This window comes from Prevotella koreensis (assembly GCF_003977605.1).
GTDB lineage: Bacteria > Bacteroidota > Bacteroidia > Bacteroidales > Bacteroidaceae > Prevotella > Prevotella koreensis.
Genome location: NZ_RYYU01000001.1, coordinates 710050 through 735505, shown reverse-complemented (window position 1 = coordinate 735505; position 25456 = coordinate 710050). Strand labels below are relative to the sequence as shown.

Below are 25456 nucleotides of genomic sequence, written 5' to 3'. Positions count from 1 at the left end.
AGGGATGTAGGTGATAAGTATCAAGCACTGTTACTTATTTTCAACCTAACCCACAAATAACGCGGAATTAAACGCCAGAAAAATGTAAGCACGCGATAACGCCAATCTATCACGCATACACTCTTTCTTGAGTTAATAGCGTTAACTATCTGCTGAGCAACAACTTCTGTACGCATCAACATAGGATATTTCTTATCCTTACCGAGCAATTCGGTATCAACGAAACCGGGACGCAAATCAGTGAAACGAATGTTCAAACGACGCAGGCGTGCCTGCTGTTCGAGTGCTTCGATATAGGTAGATTGCAATGCCTTTGTGGCACTGTAAGACGGAGCGGCACCAAGCCCTTTCGTTCCGGCAATGGAAGTTATCACGGCAATATGTCCTCCTTGATGCACCGACATGTAATTATATACAGCATCTATCATACGCACGAAACCAAGCGAATTGGTCATAACCGTGCGTTCTTCCGTATCGGTATCGAGTTGCATGTTCTGCTTACCTATTCCGGAGGCATAGAAAAACAACCCCACCCCACCGAGTTGCCCTATAAGGTCATGCAACTTCTGCACTGCCATATCTTCTGTCACGTCAATACAAGACGTGATGACACGTTCGGGAAACTCACTTTTCAACTCCTCAAGCAGTATTGTCCTGCGTGCGGCCACACCAACATGCCATCCCTCGGCAAGTAACAGTCGCGCCACTTCCCTACCTATCCCTGATGATGCTCCAACTACAATGGCTCTTTTCATAATGGCACAAAAGTACCTAAAATAAATGACATATATGCAATAAACGACCCTAAAATTTGCTCATTTTAAAAAATCTGATTACTTTTGCAAAGTATAAATGTTTAGTTAGATTTATTTTATAATTATGAAAGAGTTCCTTAAATACACTGCCGCAACAATCGTCGGCCTTCTTGTTTTCACAATTATCATTGTAGGTATCGGACTGATGAGTATCGTAGGCATGATTGCCTCCAGCGAGTCATCGGGTCCTGTTGCCGAAAACTCCGTATTGGTGTTGCCGCTCACCGGCACGCTTGAGGAGAGGGCTGAAGACAACACATTGGAGCGACTCATCGGAAATGGAATAAAAGAAATTGGGCTTGACGAGATTATTGACGGCATAAACAAAGCAAGAGATAACGATAACATAAAGGGAATATACATCGAGGCAGGAGCTTTCGCAGCCGACTCTTATGCCTCGTTACAGGCAATACGTAAGGCTCTCATCGATTTCAAGAAGAGCGGAAAATGGATTGTGGCATACGGAGACTCATACACTCAGTCAACCTACTACATAGCATCGGTGGCCGACAAAGTGATGCTCAACCCACATGGAATAATAGACTGGCACGGAATGGCTTCGCAACAGTTCTATCTGAAAGACCTCATGGCGAAATTCGGAGTAAAAATGCAACTCGCAAAAGTAGGCACATACAAGAGTGCACCGGAGATGTTCACTGCCGACAAGATGAGCGATTCTAACCGCGAACAGATTACAGCATACATCAACGGTATCTGGCAGAACGTGTTGAAAGACGTATCGGCAAGCAGAAAAATCAGTACTGAAAAACTTAACCAATATGCTGACAGTCTGATAACATTTGACGACCCACAGAACTACATCAAATACAAGATGGTTGACAAACTCGTCTATACCGATGAGGTGAAAGATGTGGTAAAGGAAATGATGAAACTTGGCAAGGACGACGATTTCAAAAAGGTTACTATAAGCGACATGACAAACGTGAAAGGAAAGCGTGAAGGCGGAGAAGCCATTGCTATTTATTATGCTTATGGTGACGTTGTTGACGGCTCTGCATCGATGAGCCGTGGAAAAAACATCGACGCACAGATAGTTTGTAAGGATCTTGAGAAACTCATGGAAGACGATGACATAAAGGCGGTGGTACTGCGCATAAACACAGGTGGTGGCTCGGCTTATGCTTCTGAACAGATATGGCACTCCATGAAGAAACTGAAAGCGAAGAAGCCTGTTGTAGTATCAATGGGTGGAATGTCTGCTTCGGGAGGATATTATATCAGCAGTATCGCAAACTATATATATGCCGAACCTACCACATTGACTGGTTCAATCGGCATATTTGGTATGTTCCCCGACCCAAGCCAACTGCTTACAGAGAAATTAGGCGTAAAGTTTGATGAGGTGAAGACCAACAAGTTCAGCACCTTCGGAAGCATGGCACGCCCGATAAGCGATGATGAAATGACAATACTCAACCGCTATATCGACCGAGGTTACAGCCTGTTCCGCTCACGAGTGGCAGAAGGTCGCAAGATGTCGGTAGAGGATGTGGAGAAGATTGCACAAGGACGCGTATGGCTCGGACAAGACGCAGTGAAGATAAAACTCGTGGACGAATTAGGCGGACTGAATGATGCGCTGGCAAAGGCGGCAAAACTTGCAAAATTGGAGGAATATCATGCCGTTGCATATCCGGAACCGTCAGACTGGACAGAACAACTGACAGGAAAATTGAACCAGAACAACTATATTCAGGAACAATTACGACTTTCTCTCGGAGAATACTACGAGCCGTTCATGCTTCTCAAAACCATGAACGAGCAAAGTGCCATTCAGGCAAGAATGACGTTCTATCTGAAAGTGGAATAAATGGAAGGTGACTTTATAAAGATAAACGAATGGCAGCTGCCGTTTAGTTGGCTATACGGCATCGGCATACGACTTAGGAACAGACTCTTCGACATAGGAGTGCTGAAAAGTCGCTCTTTTGACATACCGGTGATTTCGGTTGGCAATATAACCGTGGGCGGCTCAGGCAAGACTCCTCACGTGGAGTATCTTGTGAGGTTACTGAAAGATAATACAAAGGTGGCTGTACTCAGTCGTGGATACAAAAGAAAGAGCAAAGGGTACGTATTGGCAACAAAAGATACGCCAATGAGTGAAATCGGAGATGAGTCATTTCAAATCAAAAAGAAATACCCGAACATCCACGTGGCCGTTGACAAAGACAGGTGTCACGGTATAGATAAACTAATAGGGAGTGCTGCGACAAACGACACCGATGTCATACTATTGGACGATGCCTATCAGCACAGATATGTCAAGCCGGGCATAAACATTCTGCTTGTTGACTATCACAGACTTATAACATACGATAAACTGCTACCGGCAGGGCGGCTGAGAGAACCCAAAGAGGGTAAGGCAAGAGCCGATATAGTGATTGTCACAAAATGCCCTTTAGACATGAAACCGATGGATTTCCGCGTACTAATAAAGACGATGAACCTACGGCCTTATCAAAGTCTGTATTTCACCACACTGAAATATGGCAGTCTGAAACCACTATATTGTGGTAAAGACATCGAACTTGAAGAAATAACAGAAAACCACAACATACTCCTTCTTACAGGGATAGCATCTCCAAAACAGATGATTATCGACCTGAAACCATACACTGAGAAAATATTCCCGATGAGTTTCAGAGACCATCATCGGTTCACTCAAAAAGACATTCGCAAACTTAACGAACGATTTGCCACGATGCATGAACCGAGAATAATCATCACAACCGAAAAAGATGCGACAAGACTTTTCGGAATGGATGGTCTGAGTGACGACGTAAGACACAACATATTCGCGTTGCCGATAGAAGTGGAGTTCATGTTAGATAAGCAAGATATTTTCAATAAAAAAATCATTAATTATGTACGAAAAAATTCAAGAAACAGCATCCTGGTTAAAGCAAAGGATGACCACAAGTCCGGAAACAGCAATAGTACTGGGAACAGGACTCGGACAATTAGCTTCAGAAATAACTGATACATACGAATTCCAATATAATGAAATTCCGAATATGCCCGTATCGACAGTAGAAGGACATAGCGGAAAACTCATCTTCGGAAAACTCGGCGGCAAGGACATCATGGCAATGCAGGGACGCTTCCACTTCTATGAGGGTTACTCAATGAAGGAAGTGACATTCCCTGTACGAGTGATGTACGAACTGGGGATAAAGACTCTCTTTGTGAGCAATGCCGCAGGAGGTATGAATCCGGAGTTCAAGATTGGCGACCTCATGATTATCAATGACCATATCAATTTCTTCCCGGCGCATCCGCTCAACGGAAAGAACTTCCCGACAGGCCCTCGCTTCCCGGATATGCACGAGACCTACGACCATGAGTTGATTGCACTCGCTGACAAGATTGCAAAAGAAAAAAACATAAAAGTTGTGCATGGCGTTTATGTTGGCGTGCAAGGTCCTACATTCGAGACTCCTGCAGAATATCGTATGTACCACATCCTCGGAGGCGATGCAGTAGGAATGAGCACCGTGCCCGAAGTTATTGTGGCTCACCACTGCGGAATAAAGACATTCGGTATCAGTATAATAACCGACCTCGGCGGTTTCGATAATCCTGTGGAAGTTTCGCACGAAGAAGTACAGATCGCTGCCAATGCAGCACAACCTGTGATGACAGAGATAATGAGAGAAATGATCAGAAGGTCTTAATCACTCATTATCAAAATAAGAATTCATAGTTTTAAGAATTGGAAATTTCAAAGATTGGAGAGTTCGGACTTATAGAACGACTCACCAAAGATATAAACGTACAACAATCGTCCACACTGAAAGGTGTGGGCGATGATTGTGCTGTGCTATCCTATCCTGACACACGGGTGCTCACGACAACCGACATGCTCATGGAAGGAGTACACTTCGACCTTACATACACAGACCTAAGAAACCTCGGTTACAAGTCGGCAATGGTGAACATCAGCGACATATTCGCCATGAACGGCACACCAAGACAACTGCTCGTGAGTTTCGCACTGAGTAAACGTTTTACCGTTGAAGACCTTGAAATGCTCTACGAGGGAATACGTGCGGCATGTCAGAAATGGAACGTTGACATCGTTGGCGGAGATACCACATCGTCGCTTACAGGACTTGCAATAAGTATTACATGTATAGGCGATGCACATGAAGAGGATATTGTATATCGGAACGGAGCACATGACACTGACCTCATCTGCGTAAGCGGAGATCTCGGCGCATCCTATATGGGGCTACAACTGCTTGAACGCGAAAAAAGTGTATATTATCAGCAGGTGAATGAACTGAACAAAAGGATAAAAGAGGCAAAGGCTGACGGTACGTATGACGCGAAACTTGAGACTTTCCGTCAAGAGTCAACAGCACTGAAAGATTTCCAATCGGACTTCGCAGGCAAAGAATATCTGCTGCAAAGACAACTGAAAGCAGAGGCTCGCGGCGACATCATAGAACGCTTGAGAGAGGCGGGAATACGGCCAACAGCAATGATGGACATCAGCGACGGACTATCATCCGAACTGCATCACATCTGCAAACAGTCGGGTGTGGGTTGCAGGATATTCGAGAAAAATCTGCCCATCGACTATCAAACTGCCGTAATGGCAGAAGAAATGAACATGAACGTGACAACCTGCGCACTCAACGGAGGCGAAGACTACGAACTGATTTTCACTGTCCCAATCGGAGACCATGAGAAAATAAAGAACATGGAGGACGTGCATCTCATAGGACATATCACCAGGGCAGAACTGGGAATGATGCTCGTAAGTCGTGACAATCAAGACTTCGAACTGAAAGCACAGGGCTGGAATCACATGAACTCCAATTAATAATTATCCGAGATTATTGATTGCATAAACAAGCATAATATTTTCATTTCTTGGGAATAGTACGAAAAAAGCAAGTAAATATTTGGTTATGTGCACTTCTTGCACTACCTTTGCAAGCAAATCGAAAACCTTATTTTATTAAATAACAAACACATGGAAAGAGACAATCAGATTTTCGAACTGATCGAGAAAGAGCACCAACGCCAACTGAAAGGTATGGAGTTGATTGCTTCTGAAAACTTTGTTAGTGACGAGGTAATGGAGGCTATGGGCTCATACCTTACAAACAAGTATGCAGAGGGCTATCCCGGCAAGCGTTATTATGGTGGTTGCCAAGTGGTTGACGAAGTGGAGAACATCGCTATCGAGCGCATAAAGAAACTCTTCGGAGCAGAATATGCCAACGTACAGCCGCACTCTGGTGCGCAGGCTAATGCCGCAGTGTTGCTCGCAATACTGAAACCTGGCGACAAATTCATGGGTATGAACCTTGACCACGGTGGTCATCTCTCTCACGGTTCACACGTGAACACAAGTGGTATCCTTTACACTCCAATCGGATACAACCTCAACAAAGAGAGCGGTCGCGTTGATTACGACGAGATGGAAACACTCGCAATTGAGCACAAACCAAAACTGATCATCGGTGGTGGTTCTGCATATAGCCGTGAATGGGACTACAAACGCATGCGTGAGATTGCAGATAAGGTTGGTGCACTGTTCATGGTTGACATGGCTCACCCGGCCGGACTCATTGCTGCCGGACTGCTTGACAACCCTGTTAAGTATGCTCACATCGTTACTTCGACCACACATAAGACACTGCGCGGTCCTCGTGGCGGTATCATCTTGATGGGCAAAGACTTCGAAAATCCTTGGGGATTGAAGACTCCAAAGGGTGCTGTGAAGATGATGAGCCAACTGCTCAACAGCGCAGTATTCCCCGGACAGCAAGGTGGTCCGTTGGAGCACGTAATCGCAGCAAAGGCTGTTGCATTCGGCGAAGCACTGAAGCCGGAGTTCAAAGAGTGGGCAATTCAGGTTAAGAAGAACGCCGAAGTCCTTGCCAACGAACTCTTAAAACGTGGCTTCAACATCGTGAGCGGTGGAACAGACAACCACTCTATGCTCGTTGACCTGCGTTCAAAATATCCTGATCTTACAGGTAAGGTTGCAGAAAACGCACTCGTTGCTGCAGACATCACTGTTAACAAGAACATGGTTCCGTTCGACTCACGTTCAGCATTCCAGACTTCAGGACTTCGCCTCGGTACTCCGGCCATAACAACACGTGGTGCTAAGGAAGATTTGATGGTACTTGTTGCAGAACTTATTGAGACCGTACTTAACGATCCTGAGAACGAAGAAGTAATAGCAAGCGTTCGCGCTCGTGTAAACGAGACGATGAAAGACTATCCTCTCTTCGCTTATTAAAAATCTAAATATATCATTCGGATTTCTCATTGTCATAAAGGCTTTGAGAAATCCGAATGATTATTTTATACTGTCATTCATACTAAAGCATTTTGCCTATATGTAGGAATGAACGAACCTGCAATAAATTCCAAACAAATAAAACCAAAACCGATATGGATATAGAGCAAGTCAGAGATTTTTGTCTAACGCTTCCGGGTGTCACGGAGGACTCTCCATATGGCCCGGACATGATAGTGTTTAGAATAGAGAAAAAGATTTTCCTTCATCTATCATTGGAATATGCTGAACCGCGCATTTCTATAAAAATGCCACCGGAGAAAGGGTTTGAACTCCGCGATAGATATCCTGCCATTCGTGCAGCCTTTCATCTGAATAAGACACACTGGAATGAAATTCTCATTGAAAATACTTTTCCGGAAGAACAAATCAAAAACTGGATACTCGAATCATATAATATTGTACTGAGTAACCTGCCAAAGAAACTAAGAGAGAAATATAAGCAGATACTCTGAATTAAAAGTATAGAATACATCAAGTCTGACAACTTGCTATAAAGTACATTTTTACAGTCTCATGGCTATATTCATGTAATCCACAGAATATCAACAATATAAAAGAACCGAGACACATGTTGCATCTCGGTTCTTATTCATATATGTTCTAATCAGCCATCGGTCTTTCTGTCGAACATCGTTTAACGATTTTCAAATTGGGCGAATTTGCCGAGCAATTTGGGCGAATTTGTTGAGCAATCTCGCCCAAATTGGTTTTCAAAAAGCCCTAAAATGGCAAATGACCGAAATTTTATGGATGAGTTATTTCTTATGTTTGCACTTAGAACCATTCTTGCAAGACTCATATTTTGCAAACTGTTCAGCATTGAGAATGGTCTTCAGTTCAGCCTCAAACGCTTTCTCTATCTCTTTCAGAGATTCCATTTCTTCCCTTGAAGGAGTCTTTGCACACTTCTGTTCCACGTTACATGACTTTTCAGCAGCCTGCTTATCGCACTCAGAAGTAGAGCATTTTTCCTCACATTTCTTGTCACTGTGATACTTTCTTCCAGTACAATTTACTGGAAAATTATGATATTTTTCGAACAAAACATTTAGTTTCTCGGCTTGCTCAGGTGTGAGATCCAGCATTTTAACCATCATATCGGTCTTAGTGGTGCAATTCTTTTCTTGCTTACCACACTCCTTCATGCTCTCTTTCTTTTCGCATTTAACCTTATCACACTTGCCACAGTCATCAGAGGCCTTTTCTTGTTTACCACACTCTTTGCGCTGTTCACACTTACTCTTACATCCTTCTTTACTTCCGGTCTGAGCACACTGTGCCATTGCATAACTCATTGCCATTGAGGCAACCATAACTACAAATAATCTTTTCATAACTTTAATAAATTAATATTTAAAAAACAATTTTATGATGTTCATTACATCAAAAGGTTTAAAACCAAATCTTATCTTTTTTACTTTATTCTTCCAAAGCAGAAAAAACTTTCCGACTTTTCAGATAAAATTGCCACAAGATGCTGAATTTACGCCGCTCCGGAATATCATACAATATGGCCGACGACTGTATCTTATCTCTATCTTTATCAAAATCTTTTCGCCATTTTCTGAATGAGTGGCGAGCCTTGTATATCGCCTTGAAATCTCCGACATTACCATTTAAGAGCAAAGTATGCCAGGCTGCAACGTAGTCAAGAATCCAACGAACAAACATTACATGTCGCAATTCGCGTTCCGGTAGATTCTTGTAGAGCATCGTCAGGTTATTTCGGAAATTAAGAAAGGTCTTGCGAGGATTTCCCTTTGGCAACGTACCGCCTCCCACATGGAAGATGCGGCTTTGCGGCAGGCAATATATCTTACGCCCCAACAGACGCAAACGCCAACAGAGGTCTATTTCTTCGTTGTGCGCAAAGAAACGTCCGTCAAGCCCTCCTGCTTTCCAATAGTCTTCCGACCTTATCATCAGGCATGCGCCTGTAGCCCAAAAAATCTCGCAAGGGTCATCATATTGGCCATTATCTTTTTCCACAACGTCAAAAATACGGCCTCGACAGAAAGGATAACCATAACGGTCAATATATCCGCCGCTTGCACCGGCGTATTCAAAACTATCTCTTGCCGATTCCGATAATAATTTGGGCTGACATGCGGCAACATCATTGTGCTCATCCATAAAGCCAACAAGCGGTTCAAGCCATTGTGGAGTGACCTCTATATCACTGTTCATCAGAACATAATACTCGGCTTCAACTTCTTTCAATGCTTTATTATAGCCTTCGGCAAACCCCCAGTTATGGTCTAACACAATGGTTCTCACCCCTGGGAAATGATTGCGCAGCAAATCCAAAGAGCCGTCTGAAGAAGCATTGTCGGCCACATATATGGTTACCCCGGACGAGTTTTTAATAACGGAAGGCAGGAATTTCCTTATCATTTTCTTACCATTCCAATTCAATATAACTATCGCGACTTTATCCATCAGTTTCCATTTATAATAATTCACATCTTAAAGCCGAGCCGTCATGATTAAACTCTCCAAGTTTGACTGACACGAGTTGATTGTCAAGTTCATCACAGGCAAGTTTAGGCGGGAGTTCCACTCTTATATAATTTCGCGTAAACCCATGCATAAACTTACCCTTGGCAGCCTTTTCAAGAAGCACTTCTGCCTCACTACCAATATATTTTTCGTAGAAAGAATGTGTCTTCTTATCTGAAAGTTCCAACAATTTCCGAGAACGAACCTTCTTATCCATATCACTAACAACATGTTGAATACGAAGTGCAGCAGTACCGGGGCGTTCGGAATAAGGGAATACATGAAGTTGTGTGACATCAAGTTCTTCAAGCAACCGATAGCATTCCTCAAATCTTTCGGGCGTTTCTCCTCGCGTTCCTACCATAACATCGACACCGATGAACGCATCAGGCATGGCCTCTTTTATAAGATTAATCTTGTGAGCGAATAATGCCGTGTCGTATCTGCGATGCATCAAGCGCAACACTTCGTCACTGCCACTTTGCAATGGGATATGAAAATGGGGCATAAAACATTTGCTATTGACACAGAAATCAATTATTTCATCAGTCAGAAGGTTAGGCTCTATACTGCTTATTCTATACCTTTTCACCCCTTTCACATCATCCAAAGCCTTGAGCAAATCAAGAAAACTATCGCCGGTGGAGCGTCCGAAGTCTCCAATATTCACACCGGTAAGAACTATTTCCTTACCTCCCTCGCCTACTGCCTGCTCCACTTGTTTTACAAGAGAGTCTATTGAGGGATTTCTACTGAATCCTCTTGCATACGGTATGGTGCAATAAGTGCAGAAATAGTCACACCCATCTTGCACTTTAAGGAAATACCTCGTTCGGTTTCCTCTTGAACATGAGGGAGAGAATGTCACTATATCTTTTGTTTTCTCAACATGATAAACACCTCCTTTATTTTCACTCCCCCACTCTTCTGCCAAAAACTGAATTAGATTTGCTTTCTCATTGCTACCCAAAACCAGACTGACACCCGGTATTTGAGCCACCTTATCGGCACCAAGTTGGGCATAACACCCTGTTACTACAACAAAAGAGCCCGGATTTTCACGCACCAGACGATTTATGGCCTGCCTGCATTTATGATCGGCAACTTCAGTAACACTACATGTATTTATCAAACAAATATCAGCCTTTTCTCCCTTTATCGCCTCACGCACACCCATATCTTGTAACATCCGGGCAAAAGTTGAAGTCTCAGAAAAGTTCAACTTGCAGCCTAAAGTAACATATTTCGCAGTCTTATTTTGAAAAACAGAACTATCTATCATACCTTATTATATATATAGAAAGAAAGAATAAATCTTTAACACCTGCAAAGATACAAAATAATGTCTGAAAAATGAGTATTTCAAAGTATAAGTTAACGAAGGTCTTTTGTTAACAATTATTCACCTTTTACAAGTCGCTAATATTCAACGTATTACAAAAAAGTTACAAAACAAGCACAAAAAAAAACACAAAAAAAAGAACAATGTATAAAAAAAATGCTTACCTTTGCAACGTTTTAATAAACAATGATTGTTTTACAGATTAAAAAAGCAAAGAAAATGAAAAAGTTAGTTTTAATGTTCGTGGCTATCGCTGCTATCTCATTCGCATCTTGCACAGACCAGAAAGCAAACCAGGATGCTCCTAAGGCAGACTCTACAATGAATAATTCAGCAATGAATGATTCTACACAGACTCCTACTGATAGCGCACAGGCTGATTCTGTTAAGAAGTAATCAACACTGAACAAAAAAGCAAAGAAAATTGCCGCTAAACTCTCAGAGTTTGGCGGTTTTCTTTTTGTAAACATGCGACCAAATTGTTAATTTAGTCTAAATTTACGATTTATCATGACCTTGCAATATAAAGATTTTCAATAAGATAAGGTCATTCCAAATTTTCTTCGTACCTTTGCAGACGCTTTGTGGTTTTCCACATTGCATGTATTAATTCACATAAAGTCTAACTTTATTAATAACAATTTAATTTCATTTTATGTCAAATTTAAAGAACGTTCAGCCACTGGAAGAATTCAACTGGGAAGAATTTGAGAATGGCAGTAGCGCAAGCGTAAGCAAAGAACAACTCGAAAAGGCTTACGATGAAACCCTAAACAAGGTTTCTGAACATCAGGTTGTCAACGGTACGGTAATCTCTGTTGACAAGAAAGAAGTAATCGTAAACATCGGCTACAAGAGTGACGGTATAATTCCGGCAAGCGAATTCCGTTACAATCCCGACCTCAAGGTTGGTGACATCGTAGAAGTTTACGTTGAAAATCAGGAAGACCGCAAAGGTCAACTGCTACTTTCTCACAAGAAAGCCCGCATCAGCAAGAGTTGGGAGCGCGTTAATGCTGCTCTTGACAATAACGAAATCATCCAGGGTTACGTGAAGTGCCGCACAAAGGGCGGTATGATCGTAGATGTATTTGGCATCGAGGCATTCTTGCCGGGTAGCCAAATCGACGTTCACCCAATACGCGACTACGATGTCTTCGTTGACAAGACAATGGAATTCAAGGTGGTAAAAATCAACCAAGAATATCGCAATGTTGTCGTTTCACACAAAGCCCTCATTGAGGCAGAACTTGAAGCACAGAAGAAAGAGATTATCGGCAAACTCGAAAAAGGTCAGATTCTCGAAGGTACCGTTAAGAACATCACATCTTACGGTGTATTTGTTGACCTTGGTGGTGTTGACGGACTCATCCATATCACAGACCTTTCTTGGGGCCGCGTAAGCGATCCGCATGAGGTTGTTGCATTCGAACAGAAAATCAATGTCGTTATTCTCGACTTCGATGATGAGAAGAAACGCATCGCCCTCGGTCTGAAACAACTCACTCCGCACCCATGGGATGCTCTTAGCGCAGAACTTCAGGTTGGCGATCATGTCAAAGGTAAGGTTGTCGTTATGGCAGACTACGGCGCATTCGTTGAGATTGCTCCGGGTGTTGAAGGTCTTATCCACGTTTCTGAGATGTCTTGGAGCCAGCACCTCCGCAGTGCACAAGAGTTTATGCACGTTGGCGATGAAGTAGAGGCTGTAATCCTAACACTCGACCGCGAAGAGCGCAAGATGTCTCTCGGAATCAAGCAACTCAAAGAAGACCCATGGGAAACTATCGAAGTTAAGTACCCTGTTGGCAGCAAGCACACTGCAAAAGTACGCAACTTTACAAACTTCGGTATCTTTGTTGAACTTGAAGAAGGTGTTGACGGACTTATCCATATCAGCGACCTCTCTTGGACAAAGAAGGTTAAGCACCCATCAGAATTCACACAGGTAGGCTCTGAAATCGATGTTATAGTGCTCGAAATAGACAAGGAAAACCGTCGTCTCTCACTCGGTCACAAGCAACTCGAAGAGAATCCTTGGGACACATACGAAACACTCTACACCCCAGGTTCTGTTCACACAGGTAAGATTACAGAGGTTATTGACAGAGGTGCAGTTATCGCTCTCAACGAAGGTGGCGAAGGTTTCGCAACTCCGAAACACCTCATCAAAGAAGATGGCACACAGGCTCAACTTGGCGAAGAACTCGAGTTCAAGGTAATCGAATTTGTCAAGGATACCAAGCGTATCATACTCTCTCACAGCCGCACATTCGAGGATGTGAAAGAAGATGCAAAGAAAGCAACACGCAAACCACGCGCAGCAAAGAAAGAAGAATCTGCTCCGGCAATCAACAATGTTGCCGCAAGCACTACTCTCGGCGACATCGCAGGTCTTGCAGAGTTGAAAGCAAAACTTGAAAAGGGCGAATAATATTCCGCACTTTAAATAACAAAAATCCACCCCACGGTTGAAAATCCAACCGTGGGGTTTGTATATAAAAATAGTCCGTGAGATGTTCACAAGTTATTTGTTAAACCACACTCTCTCTTTAATACAAAACAAAGTAGAAGAAACAACACAAAGACTACAGAGATTAAATCTAATTAACAACATATACGAATGCCTATTAATAAGAACTTTTCAAATGAAGCGATTTCAGAATATTTGCTTTAATCCAAATCAACCATTAGAGTCCTTGAGTGATTTTGTTGGATTGTTGGGCAGATGTACTGATGTCTCATCGAAGGCGTATCGGGCTACGGCGAGATGTAATGGCTGCACAGATGTCGGCAAGCTGACTAAAGCAGTAAGGGAGCATGCCAACAATAAAAAATCTAAGCAAATGCGTTCTAATGACCCATTGGAGTTTAATTTTGCACTTGCTTCTGGAATCCACCCAAAAGTGGCGAACGGTTAAAAAATAGTAAATAATACACATTAAACATACAAGTTAGCGTTTTTTTCTCTAATTTTGCATAGAATTGCGCTAAATGCCAAATCACTTGTTTGACTGTCAATGATTTACACATTTTAAGGTATAAGAAGAGATGAGACAATTAAAAATTCAGAAGAGTATTACAAACCGCTCAAGCGAGGCACTTGATAAGTACCTTGTAGAAATCGGACGTGCCCCACTTATTTCCATTGACGAGGAAATAGAACTTGCACAGAAGATAAAAAAGGGCGGACGCGAAGGCGAAAAGGCAAAAGACAAGTTGGTTACAGCAAACTTAAGATTCGTAGTTTCTGTTGCCAAACAATACCAACACCAAGGTTTGACGCTTACCGACCTTATCGATGAGGGTAATATCGGTCTGATAAAGGCAGCACAGAAATTTGATGAGACCCGCGGATTCAAATTCATCTCTTATGCAGTATGGTGGATTCGTCAAAGCATTCTACAGGCAATTGCCGAGCAGAGCCGCATTGTTCGATTACCACTCAATCAGGTTGGTTCGCTAAGTAAAATAAATCATGAAATTAACAAGTTTGAGCAACAAAACCAGCGTCACCCGTCAGTGACTGAACTTTCAGAAAAAACGAACATTGACGAGGAGAAAATCGGACAAAGCCTTGCAGCCGACGGACATCATGTAAGTATTGATGCACCTTTCCAAGACGGCGAGGACAATTGTATGCTTGACGTAATGGCAAGTGGAGATGACAGTCGTACAGACCGTTACGTAGATCATGAGTCAATGGCACAAGAGCTTGAGACAGTTCTTACTAAAGTGTTGAAAGACAGAGAAATAACTATAATACGCGAATGTTTTGGTATAGGTTGTCCAGAGAAAGGACTCGAAGAGATTGGCGACCAACTCGGGCTTACACGTGAACGTGTGCGTCAGATAAGAGAAAAAAGCATTGCGAAACTTCGCGACAGCGGTAACGCAAAAATATTAATGAAATATCTCGGATAAGAAAGTCATATAAACAAACAAAGGCTACGCCTCAAAAGGATGTAGCCTTTGTTTGTGTTTATAAGTCCAAAAATCAAGCCAAAACCACATCAAGTACCATCATAAGCACAAAACCTATGGCAAAGCCTATTGTTCCAAGATTGCTATGTGTTCCCTCGGAAGCCTCCGGGATAAGTTCCTCAATGACGACATAGAACATTGCTCCTGCTGCAAATGCCAACAGATAAGGCAACAAAGGAGTTATCATTGATGCTAAAAGAATGACAAGAATACCACCAATCGGCTCTACCACCCCACTGAGACTGCCTATCACGAACGACTTAAACCTACTATTACCCTCAGCCCTCATCGGCATGGATATAATTGCGCCTTCCGGAATATTCTGTATCGCAATACCCAGAGACATTGCCAATGCTGCGGCAGTGGATATACCTATACCATCCTGCAAAGAACCGGCAAGAACTACTCCGACCGCCATACCTTCTGGCAGATTATGTATAGTGACGGCAAGAGAGAGCATCGTTGTCCGTGACAGACGCGTTCTTGGCCCTTCTGGGGTATTTGAATCGAAATGCAAGTGAGGCGTAACATAATCTATAACAAGCAAAAATGCTATACCAAGACAAAAACCTATTGCTACAGGAAGCACTGCCCATCTGCCGGCATCAGCCGACATATCCATTGCAGGAATTATCAACGACCATACCGAAGCGGCTACCATTACTCCGGATGCAAAACCGAGCAATGTCTTCTGCAGCAGTATAGGCATTTCTTTTTTCATGAAAAAGACAAATGCCGAACCAAGCATAGTGCCAAACAACGGCAGCAATAAACCTATAATTACTCCTTCCATAATTACATATTTTAGATGCAAAGATAATACAATACAAGGGAACAGAAACAAAAAGCAATAATTATTTAAACAAAATCACCAAAGATAATGATTAAAAACAAGATACAAAGAATTTCACTAATCAGCAAACCGCATAAAAAACGTCACATAACCGATAATTAAACCGGATATGTGACGATAATATTTGTAATATGCTTCGGATATTAACCGTTAACCTTCTTCATGTAAGCAATTAGGTCAAGAACCTTGTTAGAGTAACCAATCTCGTTGTCATACCAAGAAACAACCTTAACGAAAGTATCTGTCAAAGCGATACCGGCCTTAGCATCAAAAATAGATGTCAATGGGCAGCCAAGGAAGTCTGAAGAAACAACAGCATCTTCAGTGTAGCCCAAGATACCCTTCAATTCGCCCTCAGAAGCCTCTTTCATTGCTGCACAGATTTCCTCGTACTTGGCAGGCTTAGCCAAATTAACGGTGAGGTCAACAACAGAAACGTCCAAAGTAGGAACACGCATTGACATACCTGTCAACTTACCATTCAGTTCTGGAATAACCTTACCAACAGCCTTCGCAGCACCGGTAGAAGAAGGAATGATATTTCCGGCAGCAGCACGACCACCACGCCAGTCTTTCATTGACGGGCCATCAACAGTCTTCTGTGTAGCAGTAGTTGCGTGTACTGTAGTCATAAGACCATCAGTGATGCCGAACTTGTCGTTCAGAACCTTAGCAATTGGAGCCAAGCAGTTTGTGGTGCAAGAAGCATTTGAAACAAACTGTGTACCTTTAACATAAGATTTCTCGTTTACACCGCAAACAAACATTGGTGTGGCATCCTTTGAAGGAGCAGACATAACAACATATTTAGCACCTGCCTCGATATGAGCCTGTGCCTTATCCTGTGTCAAGAAGAGACCGGTTGACTCAACAACGTATTCAGCCTCGATTTCGTTCCACTTCAGATCTGCCGGATTGCGCTCTGCAGTAACACGAATAGCCTTACCATTAACGATAAGTTTAGAGTTTTCTACATCAGCCTCAATAGTACCCTGGAATAAGCCGTGCATCGTGTCATACTTCAGCATGTAAGCAAGGTAATCTACCGGGCATAGGTCGTTTATACCTACCACCTGAATGTCATCGCGTGTCTGAGCTGCGCGGAAAACAAAACGGCCAATACGACCGAAACCATTAATACCAATTTTTGTCATTTTATTTTAGTACTTTAAAAGTGTTAAATAATGTCCTCTATACATCTTTTCCATACCTATTATAAGTTATGAAAAGACATTTTGCGACTATTAATAAAGAAAAAAAGCCATTTTAAGCATTTTTTTGTCATTATCGACTGCAAAGTTACAAATTTTATCTATATTTGCATCATCTTTATGTATTAATTATTATAAAAAAGCAATTAATAGAGAAATTGGTATGTAAAAACATACTGCTCCATGTTGCATTTCCTACTAAATACTAAGATTATCAAAGAACGAAATAAAAAATATCATAATAACTTTACAATTAAAAAGAATGGGATTTATTAAAGAGTTCAAAGAGTTTGCCATGAAAGGCAATGTTATGGATATGGCTGTCGGTGTTATCATTGGTGGGGCTTTTGGAAAAATCGTCACATCTCTCGTTAATCATATCATTATGCCGTTGGTAGGAATGGTAACCGGTGGTGTCAATTTCAACGACATGTTCGTCAACCTCAGCGATGAGAAAGCAAGTTCGCTGGCAGAAGCGACAGAAAAGGGTATCGCGGTATTTGCATACGGTGCTTTCATACAGAGCATAATTGATTTCCTCATTATTGCAATCTGCATATTCTTAATGATAAAGGCGATGAACAAACTCAAAAAGAAGAGAGTAGCAGAACTGGAAGCAACTCCGGAACCATCAGCAGAGGAGAAACTGCTTACAGAAATTCGTGACATAATAAAAAACAAATAATATTCACGTAGGTAATTAAATTAACGGGAATCACACCGAGAGGTATGGTTCCCGTTTTCTTTCTCGCGTACATAACATATTATACTTTCACACGATACCATAATAATACTCCATATCACACAACAAAACAATTTCCTCAAATTGTTTTTATCACAGACATACTCATATAAGTATATAATGTGTCTTTATTCCATGAAATATTTTCTGCAAAATATTGAAAAGCACGGTTTTGCAGCCACCACCACAATTGCTTGTCAATAAACCAAAATAGATTCATTAGGAAGATTGTTTTCATGGCAATCTTTGTAATTAACGGCTCAACGGATAACAAGTTTTTTTATGAATTGATATTTATAATGACCGCCATTAGAGATATAACTCCATAAATGGCTTATTTCCAATTTATTATAAACATGATTATGGATTCCACAACATATAATGACCAATTTGTGATAAAATCCTCTTTTAATGTTTTTTCATATCAATAAAGTTTGCGTGATAAATATTTTTTGTATATTTGCAAGCGCAAATCTATAGTTACGAAAAACTACTTCATAACAAACTGATGGTTTACATAAAACTTCCTCGTGAAGAGGAACGCAGATTGAGTTTTTATCTTGCAATGGAAGAATATGTTGCAAGAGAAGTTGATGTGCGTGATGCTTTCTTCATCTGGCAGGTACTTCCGTCTGTTATTTTCGGTAGAAATCAACTGATAGAAAACGAAGTGAACATAGATTATTGCCGCCGAAACGGCGTGATGATGTATAGGAGGAAAAGCGGAGGAGGATGTGTTTATGCCGACAAGAGCAACATGATGCTATCGTTCATTACAAGCAGTGACTGCGTAAGCCTTACATACAATAGATATATAATGATGGTGGTTGATGCGCTGCACAAAATTGGCATTCCTGCAACTGCAAACGGTAGGAACGACATAATGATTGAAGGGCGAAAAGTGAGCGGCAATGCTTTCTATCACATCCCGGGTAGAAGCATCGTACATGGCACTATGCTTTATGACACCGACATGCGTAACATGACCGCATGTATCACTCCAGACGATGAGAAACTTTTAAGTAAGGGAGTGAAGAGTGTACGACAGCATATCGCATTGCTTAAAGACTACACCACGATGCCCATAGATATGGTCAGAAAGTCTATAATAGAAAACGTATGCGACACAACAATGACACTGACCGATAGTGACGTGGAGAAAATTGAGGAGATGGAAAAAAAGTATCTCACCGATGATTTCATCTACGGAAATAATCCTAAATACACGGTAATCCGCAAGCAAAGGATAGAAAACGTGGGAACTATTGAGGCACGAATGGAGGTAAAGAACGACACGATAAGAGACATCGACCTTAAAGGCGATTTCTTCCTTACTGGTGACATTGATGCGATAAGAAATGCTCTGAAAGGAGTTTCGCTCAATAATGATGACATAATTGCCGCGTTGCCCGACAACATTAGTGATATAATAATGAATCTTAATAAGGACGACTTGGCCGGAGTGATATTGAAACAAAAAACAAAAGAACAATCATAACAATTCGAAATAAAAGAATTTATTAACTTTAAATAAAAAAATGGAAACAAAAAAAACATGTCTTTATGACAAACATGTGGCTCTTGGTGCAATGATGCAGCCTTTCGCAGGCTTCAACATGCCTATCCAGTATTCCACAATCATTGAAGAACATAATGCAGTACGTCAGGCCTGCGGAGTATTTGACGTTTCGCACATGGGTGAAGTTACAGTAAAAGGTAACGAGGCGGAACGCTACGTTAACCACATCTTCACAAACGATGTTACAAATGCTCCTATCGGACAGGTTTTCTATGGCATGATGTGCTACGAGAACGGCGGAACAGTAGATGACTTACTCGTTTACAAAATGGGCGAACAGGATTTCTTCCTCGTAATCAACGCTGCCAATATCGATAAGGACTGGGCTTGGATTGAAAAGAACGCCGAAGGTTTCGACGTTGAAATAAAGAACTGCTCAGACTATTATGCACAATTGGCAGTACAAGGACCGGAGGCAGAAACAGTTACAGAAGAAGTTCTCGGACTGCAATGCAAAGACCTTGTGTTCTACAACGCAAAGAGGGTAGAAATTGACGGAGAAACTATCATACTAAGCCGCACAGGCTACACCGGTGAAGACGGATTCGAGATTTACGGCTCCAGCGAGTTCATCGTACGCGCATGGGACAAACTAATGGCGAGCAAGCGTTGCCTGCCTTGCGGTCTTGGCTGTCGCGACACTCTGAGATTTGAAGTCGGTCTGCCACTATACGGTGATGAACTGAGCGACGACATTACACCGGTAATGGCTGGTCTGAGCATGTTCTGTAAGTTCGAAAAGCCAGAGTTCATTGGCAAAGAAGCATTGCAAAAGCAAAAGGCAGAGGGCCCGAAGCAAAGAGTTATCGGTATCGAACTCACCGACCGCGCCATACCACGTAATGGTTATGCTGTTATGTTCGAAGGCGAAAAAGTTGGAGAAGTTACCACTGGTTACAACTCTATCAGTACAGGCAAGAGTGTATGCATGGCATTGGTTGATACCGCTCACGCTAAATTAGGTACCGAACTCGGTGTTCAGATAAGGAAAAAGACATTCCCCGGCATCGTGGTTAAAAAGAAATTCTACGACAAACATTATAAAAAATCTTAAAAGAATAAACATTATGGCAAAAGTAATTGAAGGACTCTATTATTCAGAGAGTCATGAGTATGTGAAGGTTGAAGGTAACGTTGCTTACATCGGAATTACCGACTATGCACAGAATGCACTCGGAAACGTGGTTTATGTAGATATGCCTGAGGTTGATGACGAAATAGAAGCAGACGAAGATTTCGGAGCAGTAGAGAGCGTTAAGGCCGCAAGCGACCTCAAGTCGCCTGTAAGCGGAACAGTGCTCGAAGTTAACGAACTTCTCGAAGACAAGCCCGAAAGCATCAACGAAGACGCGTACGCTAACTGGATTATCAAACTCGAACTCACAGACACCGCTGAACTCGACAACCTGATGAGTGCAGAGGAGTATGCAAAATTCTGCGAGGAACAAGGATAATATAAACCTTGCGAACGCAGTTATTAAAACTTACAAACCTAACGAACTTAACAAAAATGTTCAAATATTTCCCTCATACAGAGGAAGAAATCCAAAATATGCTGAAGGTGGCCGGTGTCAAGTCTCTCAAAGACTTGTATTCCGATGTACCTGAAAGTATACGTTTCAAGGACGATTATGAAATTCCGGAGGCAAAGAGCGAACTCGAAGTGAGACAACAACTCGATACTCTCGGATTGCTTAACGACCAATTGATATCATTTGCCGGTGCAGGTGTTTACGACCACTACGTTCCCTCAGTGGTTCCTAACCTCATATCACGCTCGGAGTTCCTTACAAGTTACACCCCGTATCAGGCTGAAATTTCACAAGGAACACTGCACTACATCTTCGAATACCAGTCGATGATGGCAGAACTGACAGGTATGGAAATCTCCAATGCGTCAATGTATGATGGTTCTACGGCAACGGCCGAAGCTGCTATCATGGCCATGTCGTCCGGAAAGAAATGCACAAAGGTGCTTGCAAGCCGTACTGTTGACCCAAAGACACTGCGTGTAGTAGAAACATACGCCAAGTTCCAAGGATTCAAAATCGAACTTATCGATGAAAAAGATGGCGTTACAGACCGCGAGGACATGCGTCGTCGTCTTGATGAAGGTGGTGTGGCAGGTGTGATACTACAGATACCTAACTATTATGGTATCGTGGAAGACTACTCTGGTTTTGCCGATGACATACACGACAAGAAGGCTCTGATGATAATGAACAGCGTTGCAGCAGACCTCGCCATACTGAAAACTCCGGGGGAATGGGGAGCGGACATTGCCGTCGGCGAAGGTCAAAGTCTTGGTATCCCGATGTCATTCGGTGGTCCATATGTAGGATACTTATGCTGCCGCGAGAAACTTATCCGCAAAATGCCGGGACGTATTGTTGGTATGACAAAAGACAGCAACGGCAAGCGCGCATTCGTTCTCACACTACAAGCACGCGAACAGCACATCCGCAGACAAAAAGCAACATCCAACATCTGCTCTAATGAGAGTTTGATGGCTCTAAACGTGACAATCTATATGTCACTGATGGGTAAGGAAGGACTTAAAGAAGCGGCCGAACAGTCGTATGCCGGAGCACACTATCTTTGCGACGAACTCGTTAAGACAGGACTCTTCACATTGGCTTACAACCAGCCTTTCTTTAATGAGTTCTGTGTGAAATACGATGGTGACATTGATGCACTACAAAACCGATGCATCGCTGCCGGTTATCTCGCAGGTGTTAAGATTGACGAACACACACTGATGCTCGCCGTCACAGAGAAACGACAGAAGAGTGAGATTGACGAACTTGTAGAACTAATGAAGGAGGACGCAAAATGAACAACAAACTGTATGGAAACCTGATTTTCGAACTTTCACATCAGGGACGCAAAGGATATTCTCTGCCTAAGAACAACTTCGGCGAGCATTCCATAAAAGAGTTGCCGGAGGCTATGCGTCGTAAAGAAGATGCCGAAATGCCGGAGTGCGATGAACTCACTGTGGTTCGTCACTACACAAATATGAGTGGAAACAATTTCGGTGTAAACAACGGCTTCTATCCTCTCGGTTCTTGCACGATGAAGTATAACCCTATCATCAATGAAGAGATTGCTGCAATGCGCGAGTTCTCATCTCTCCACCCACTGCAACCTGCAGAGACTTGCCAGGGAGCACTTGAAGTTTATTATCGTCTTCAGGAGATGTTGAGTGAACTGACCGGTTTTAGCGAATTTACGCTTAATCCGTTTGCAGGTTCTCACGGAGAACTTTCTGGTCTTATGGTAATCAGGGCATATCACAAGGCTCGCGGTGACGAGAAACGCACCAAGGTACTTATACCCGACTCTGCTCACGGTACAAACCCCGCCTCTGCCGCTGTCTGTGGACTTGATGTCGTTGAGGTAAAGAGTCTTGAGGACGGTACGGTTGACGTAGAAGACTTGAAGACAAAACTCGATGACACCATTGCTGCAATGATGATGACCAACCCCAACACCCTCGGTTTGTACGAGAAAAAGGCTCATGAGATTACTGCTCTCGTTCATGAGTTTGGTGGTTTGATGTACTATGATGGTGCCAACCTCAACCCAATGCTTGGTGTTGCACGTCCCGGAGATATGGGATTCGACGTTATGCACATTAATATACACAAGACATTCTCAACACCTCATGGTGGTGGCGGTCCTGGCGACGGTCCTATAGGTGTTCGCGCAGGTTTGGAGAAATTCCTCCCTACCCCACGCGTGATACTGAAAGAAGACGGTAGCCTTGGCGTTAAAACATCGCTACCAGAATGTCTTACCGGCATATGCGACCCTGACGACACCTCTTTTGGTTCCGTAGGCGCATTCTTCGGAAACTTCGCCGTTATACTGAGAGCTTTCAGTTATATCCTCACCATTGGTAAGGAGAACATGAAGATGGTTGGTCCTTTAGCAACCCTTAACGCAAACTATATCAAGGAGAGTCTGAAAGACGTTTACGAACTTCCTATACCCGGAATCTGCAAGCATGAGTTTGTATTTAACGGAGTGAAGGATAAGTCAAAAGGTGTCACCACAATGGACGTTGCCAAGCGCCTGCTTGACTATGGCTACCATGCTCCTACTATATATTTCCCATTGCTGTTCCACGAGAGTCTTATGATTGAGCCTACCGAGAACGAAAGCAAGGAAACCATTGACGGTTTCATTGCAGTAATGAGAAAGATTGCGGAAGAGGCAAAGGAAAATCCGGAAATTGTGAAAAGTGCTCCACATAACACTCCTATCGGACGTGTTGATGATGTGCAGGCAGCAAAACATCCCATCGTCACATACAAACAACTGAAAAATGAACTTTGACCTTATCATAATAGGCAGCGGTCCCGGTGGATACCAAGCCGCTGCCTATGCATCAAAAAACGGACTGAAAGTAGTCATTATAGAAGAGAGACACGCTGGAGGAACATGCCTGAACGAAGGTTGTATTCCTACCAAGACACTCTGTCACGAAGTTGATGTGCTCGAAACGTTGAAAACTGTAATGCCATCGGCAAAAGTTGACTATGGTCATGTTAACCAAAGGCTTGAAGAGGTTATCGGACAATTACGTTCGGGTGTAGAGCAACTCATGACAATGCCGGGTATAACAATGGTAAAGGGTCATGCCGCGTTCAAGGATGCCCACACCGTGTGTGTAGGAAACGAAGAATATTCTGCTTCAAAGATTATTATTGCCACAGGTTCAAAACCAAAGATGCCACCTCATGCCGACATCGACATGAATGTTGTATCCACCTCTACCGAGATGCTGCAACTCAACTACGTTCCAGAGAGTATTGCAATCGTTGGAGCCGGCGTTATAGGAATGGAATTTGCGTCAATCTTCAACAGTTTCGGAAGCAAAGTTACTGTAATTGAGTTCTTGAAAGAATGTCTGCCTGCCGTTGACAGCGACGTGGCAAAACGACTTCGCAAGCAACTTGAGAAACGTGGCATCAGTTTCAGCATGCAGTCTGCTGTGAAGCGCATAAGCACTGAAGGTGTAGTGTTCGAGCGTAAAGGCAAAGAAGATACCGTCAGCGCAGAGATAGTACTCGTGGCAACAGGCAGAATGCCTAACACCGAGGGACTGAACCTTGAAGCAGCAGGTGTGGAATACTCTCCAAAGGGTATCACAACCGATGACAGAATGCACACTAACGTAGAAGGTATATATGCCATAGGCGATGTGAACGGAAGACAGATGCTTGCACACGCAGCAACAATGCAAGGCTACATGGTAGTGAACGAAATTCTCGGAAAGCAGTCAGGCATTTGTCTCGACATCATGCCGGCAGCGATTTTCACACGCCCCGAAGCGGCATGCGTCGGAGTAAGTGAGGATTTCTGTAAAGAGAAAGGCATGGAATACACCTATCGCAAGGCTTTTTTCCGCTCTAACGGAAAGGCTTTATCAATGAACGAAACTGAAGGAATGTTGAAAATAATTGCTGACAACAATGGTAAGATTATAGGTTGTCACTGCTTCGGCCCTCACTCCGCAGACATAGTTCAGGAGATAAGTGTACTGATGTGTCGCGAAACCACCATCAGCCAACTTGCCGATATGGTTCATATCCACCCCACATTAGGTGAAATTATCCATGATGCAGCAATGGAATAAATGTTTATACAATACATTTCCACATAAAAGAAGAGGGTGTGTCAAACTGATATGAACCCCGAAAGTTAGACAAAAAACTTTCGGGGTTCATATCAAACACCAACTTTCTTTTGTTTAGTGCAGTAATCTTCTATCATCCTTTTGCATGCTTTACCACAATCCGTATCTGGTTCATAACCGGGATATTGAATCTTTTCAGGTTTTAGATATTCCAAAATAGCAGGTAATTCTGATTCCGAACAATGATCCTTATCCCAACTTGTTATGTGTAGGTTTGCAAGATTACTGGCTCCTGTGATTTTCATTTCATGACAAATGCTGGGTGCATTTGTTGCATTAAACCGCGCCTCTATAAGTGTAAAATTATCATCAACGATGTAAGAGAAAGAGGAACCTTTCTCTCCAAGTTGATATGCTCTAAAACGAGTTTTTTTCATA

At 42.6% G+C, this 25456-nt stretch carries 24 protein-coding genes; 17 read left to right on the top strand and 7 right to left on the bottom strand.

Features of this window, described 5'->3' with window-relative positions; translation table 11 throughout:
- Positions 1–20: 20 nt before the first annotated feature.
- Positions 21–755 (bottom strand): SDR family NAD(P)-dependent oxidoreductase, encoded by a 735-nt coding sequence (locus tag EHV08_RS03200; RefSeq protein ID WP_126677924.1) that lies wholly within the window; start codon positions 753–755, stop codon positions 21–23.
- Between the two features lie 124 nt (positions 756–879).
- On the opposite strand from EHV08_RS03200, the gene sppA reads away from it, so the two are divergent.
- The 6 genes from sppA to EHV08_RS03170 all read left to right on the top strand — a co-directional run bounded on the left by sppA (position 880) and on the right by EHV08_RS03170 (position 7616).
- Positions 880–2646, top strand: a complete 1767-nt coding sequence (gene sppA, locus EHV08_RS03195) for a signal peptide peptidase SppA (RefSeq protein WP_126677923.1) — start codon at positions 880–882, stop codon at positions 2644–2646.
- Positions 2647–3819: a tetraacyldisaccharide 4'-kinase gene (gene lpxK, locus EHV08_RS03190; RefSeq protein WP_126677922.1), complete on the top strand. Its 1173-nt coding sequence runs from the start codon at positions 2647–2649 to the stop codon at positions 3817–3819.
- A complete protein-coding gene (locus EHV08_RS03185) occupies positions 3704–4513 on the top strand; it encodes a purine-nucleoside phosphorylase (RefSeq protein ID WP_126677921.1) in 810 nt (269 codons plus the stop codon). Before lpxK ends, EHV08_RS03185 begins: the two co-directional genes overlap by 116 nt.
- A 38-nt stretch (positions 4514–4551) precedes the next feature.
- Positions 4552–5667, top strand: coding sequence for a thiamine-phosphate kinase (thiL, locus tag EHV08_RS03180; RefSeq protein ID WP_126677920.1), 1116 nt, complete (start codon positions 4552–4554; stop codon positions 5665–5667).
- Between the two features lie 153 nt (positions 5668–5820).
- On the top strand, positions 5821–7101 hold the full coding sequence (gene glyA / locus EHV08_RS03175; RefSeq protein WP_126677919.1) for a serine hydroxymethyltransferase: 1281 nt from the start codon (positions 5821–5823) through the stop codon (positions 7099–7101).
- 155 nt (positions 7102–7256) lie between these two features.
- A complete protein-coding gene (locus EHV08_RS03170) occupies positions 7257–7616 on the top strand; it encodes an MmcQ/YjbR family DNA-binding protein (protein ID WP_126677918.1) in 360 nt (119 codons plus the stop codon).
- A 303-nt stretch (positions 7617–7919) separates the two neighbouring features.
- Here EHV08_RS03170 and EHV08_RS03165 read toward each other — a convergent pair whose 3' ends face one another.
- The 3 genes from EHV08_RS03165 to mtaB all read right to left on the bottom strand — a co-directional run bounded on the left by EHV08_RS03165 (position 7920) and on the right by mtaB (position 10945).
- Positions 7920–8498 carry a DUF4890 domain-containing protein gene (locus EHV08_RS03165; RefSeq protein WP_126677917.1) on the bottom strand — a complete coding sequence of 193 codons (579 nt, stop codon included), beginning with the start codon at positions 8496–8498 and terminating at the stop codon, positions 7920–7922.
- 85 nt (positions 8499–8583) lie between these two features.
- Entirely contained in the window at positions 8584–9603 is a 1020-nt protein-coding gene (locus EHV08_RS03160) for a glycosyltransferase family 2 protein (protein WP_126679400.1), read from the bottom strand.
- 10 nt (positions 9604–9613) lie between these two features.
- On the bottom strand, positions 9614–10945 hold the full coding sequence (gene mtaB, locus EHV08_RS03155) for a tRNA (N(6)-L-threonylcarbamoyladenosine(37)-C(2))-methylthiotransferase MtaB (RefSeq protein WP_126677916.1): 1332 nt from the start codon (positions 10943–10945) through the stop codon (positions 9614–9616).
- A 279-nt stretch (positions 10946–11224) separates the two neighbouring features.
- Here mtaB and EHV08_RS03150 point away from each other — a divergent pair, with 279 nt between their 5' ends.
- From EHV08_RS03150 to EHV08_RS03135, 4 genes are all read left to right on the top strand, one after another.
- On the top strand, positions 11225–11401 hold the full coding sequence (locus EHV08_RS03150) for a PG1828 family lipoprotein (protein ID WP_126677915.1): 177 nt from the start codon (positions 11225–11227) through the stop codon (positions 11399–11401).
- Positions 11402–11660: 259 nt separating this feature from the next.
- Positions 11661–13439: a 30S ribosomal protein S1 gene (gene rpsA, locus EHV08_RS03145; protein WP_126677914.1), complete on the top strand. Its 1779-nt coding sequence runs from the start codon at positions 11661–11663 to the stop codon at positions 13437–13439.
- A gap of 214 nt (positions 13440–13653) precedes the next feature.
- Positions 13654–13926, top strand: coding sequence for a hypothetical protein (locus EHV08_RS03140; protein ID WP_126677913.1), 273 nt, complete (start codon positions 13654–13656; stop codon positions 13924–13926).
- A 130-nt stretch (positions 13927–14056) separates the two neighbouring features.
- On the top strand, positions 14057–14929 hold the full coding sequence (locus EHV08_RS03135; protein ID WP_126677912.1) for a sigma-70 family RNA polymerase sigma factor: 873 nt from the start codon (positions 14057–14059) through the stop codon (positions 14927–14929).
- A 73-nt stretch (positions 14930–15002) separates the two neighbouring features.
- Here EHV08_RS03135 and EHV08_RS03130 read toward each other — a convergent pair whose 3' ends face one another.
- The gene (locus EHV08_RS03130) at positions 15003–15782 is read right to left on the bottom strand and encodes a ZIP family metal transporter (RefSeq protein ID WP_126677911.1); all 780 of its coding nucleotides are present in this window, start codon (positions 15780–15782) and stop codon (positions 15003–15005) included.
- 203 nt (positions 15783–15985) lie between these two features.
- Positions 15986–16996: a type I glyceraldehyde-3-phosphate dehydrogenase gene (gap, locus tag EHV08_RS03125; protein WP_126677910.1), complete on the bottom strand. Its 1011-nt coding sequence runs from the start codon at positions 16994–16996 to the stop codon at positions 15986–15988.
- A 319-nt stretch (positions 16997–17315) separates the two neighbouring features.
- Between gap and mscL the strand changes: the two genes are divergently transcribed.
- The 7 genes from mscL (at position 17316) to lpdA (ending at position 25018) form a co-directional block, all read left to right on the top strand.
- Positions 17316–17738, top strand: a complete 423-nt coding sequence (gene mscL, locus EHV08_RS03120) for a large conductance mechanosensitive channel protein MscL (protein WP_126677909.1) — start codon at positions 17316–17318, stop codon at positions 17736–17738.
- Positions 17739–18303: 565 nt separating this feature from the next.
- Positions 18304–19293, top strand: a complete 990-nt coding sequence (locus tag EHV08_RS03115; protein ID WP_126677908.1) for a lipoate--protein ligase — start codon at positions 18304–18306, stop codon at positions 19291–19293.
- 40 nt (positions 19294–19333) lie between these two features.
- Positions 19334–20428, top strand: coding sequence for a glycine cleavage system aminomethyltransferase GcvT (gcvT, locus tag EHV08_RS03110; RefSeq protein ID WP_126677907.1), 1095 nt, complete (start codon positions 19334–19336; stop codon positions 20426–20428).
- Between the two features lie 13 nt (positions 20429–20441).
- Complete coding sequence (gene gcvH, locus EHV08_RS03105; protein WP_126677906.1) at positions 20442–20828, top strand: glycine cleavage system protein GcvH; 387 nt, start codon at positions 20442–20444, stop codon at positions 20826–20828.
- Between the two features lie 56 nt (positions 20829–20884).
- On the top strand, positions 20885–22210 hold the full coding sequence (gene gcvPA / locus EHV08_RS03100; protein ID WP_126677905.1) for an aminomethyl-transferring glycine dehydrogenase subunit GcvPA: 1326 nt from the start codon (positions 20885–20887) through the stop codon (positions 22208–22210).
- Positions 22207–23715, top strand: coding sequence for an aminomethyl-transferring glycine dehydrogenase subunit GcvPB (gene gcvPB / locus EHV08_RS03095; RefSeq protein ID WP_126677904.1), 1509 nt, complete (start codon positions 22207–22209; stop codon positions 23713–23715). Before gcvPA ends, gcvPB begins: the two co-directional genes overlap by 4 nt.
- The gene (lpdA, locus tag EHV08_RS03090) at positions 23705–25018 is read left to right on the top strand and encodes a dihydrolipoyl dehydrogenase (protein ID WP_126677903.1); all 1314 of its coding nucleotides are present in this window, start codon (positions 23705–23707) and stop codon (positions 25016–25018) included. The genes gcvPB and lpdA overlap by 11 nt, the downstream gene beginning before the upstream one ends.
- A gap of 92 nt (positions 25019–25110) precedes the next feature.
- On the opposite strand, the gene EHV08_RS03085 is transcribed toward lpdA, so the two are convergent.
- Positions 25111–25455 carry a hypothetical protein gene (locus tag EHV08_RS03085; RefSeq protein ID WP_126677902.1) on the bottom strand — a complete coding sequence of 115 codons (345 nt, stop codon included), beginning with the start codon at positions 25453–25455 and terminating at the stop codon, positions 25111–25113.
- Position 25456: the final 1 nt, after the last annotated feature.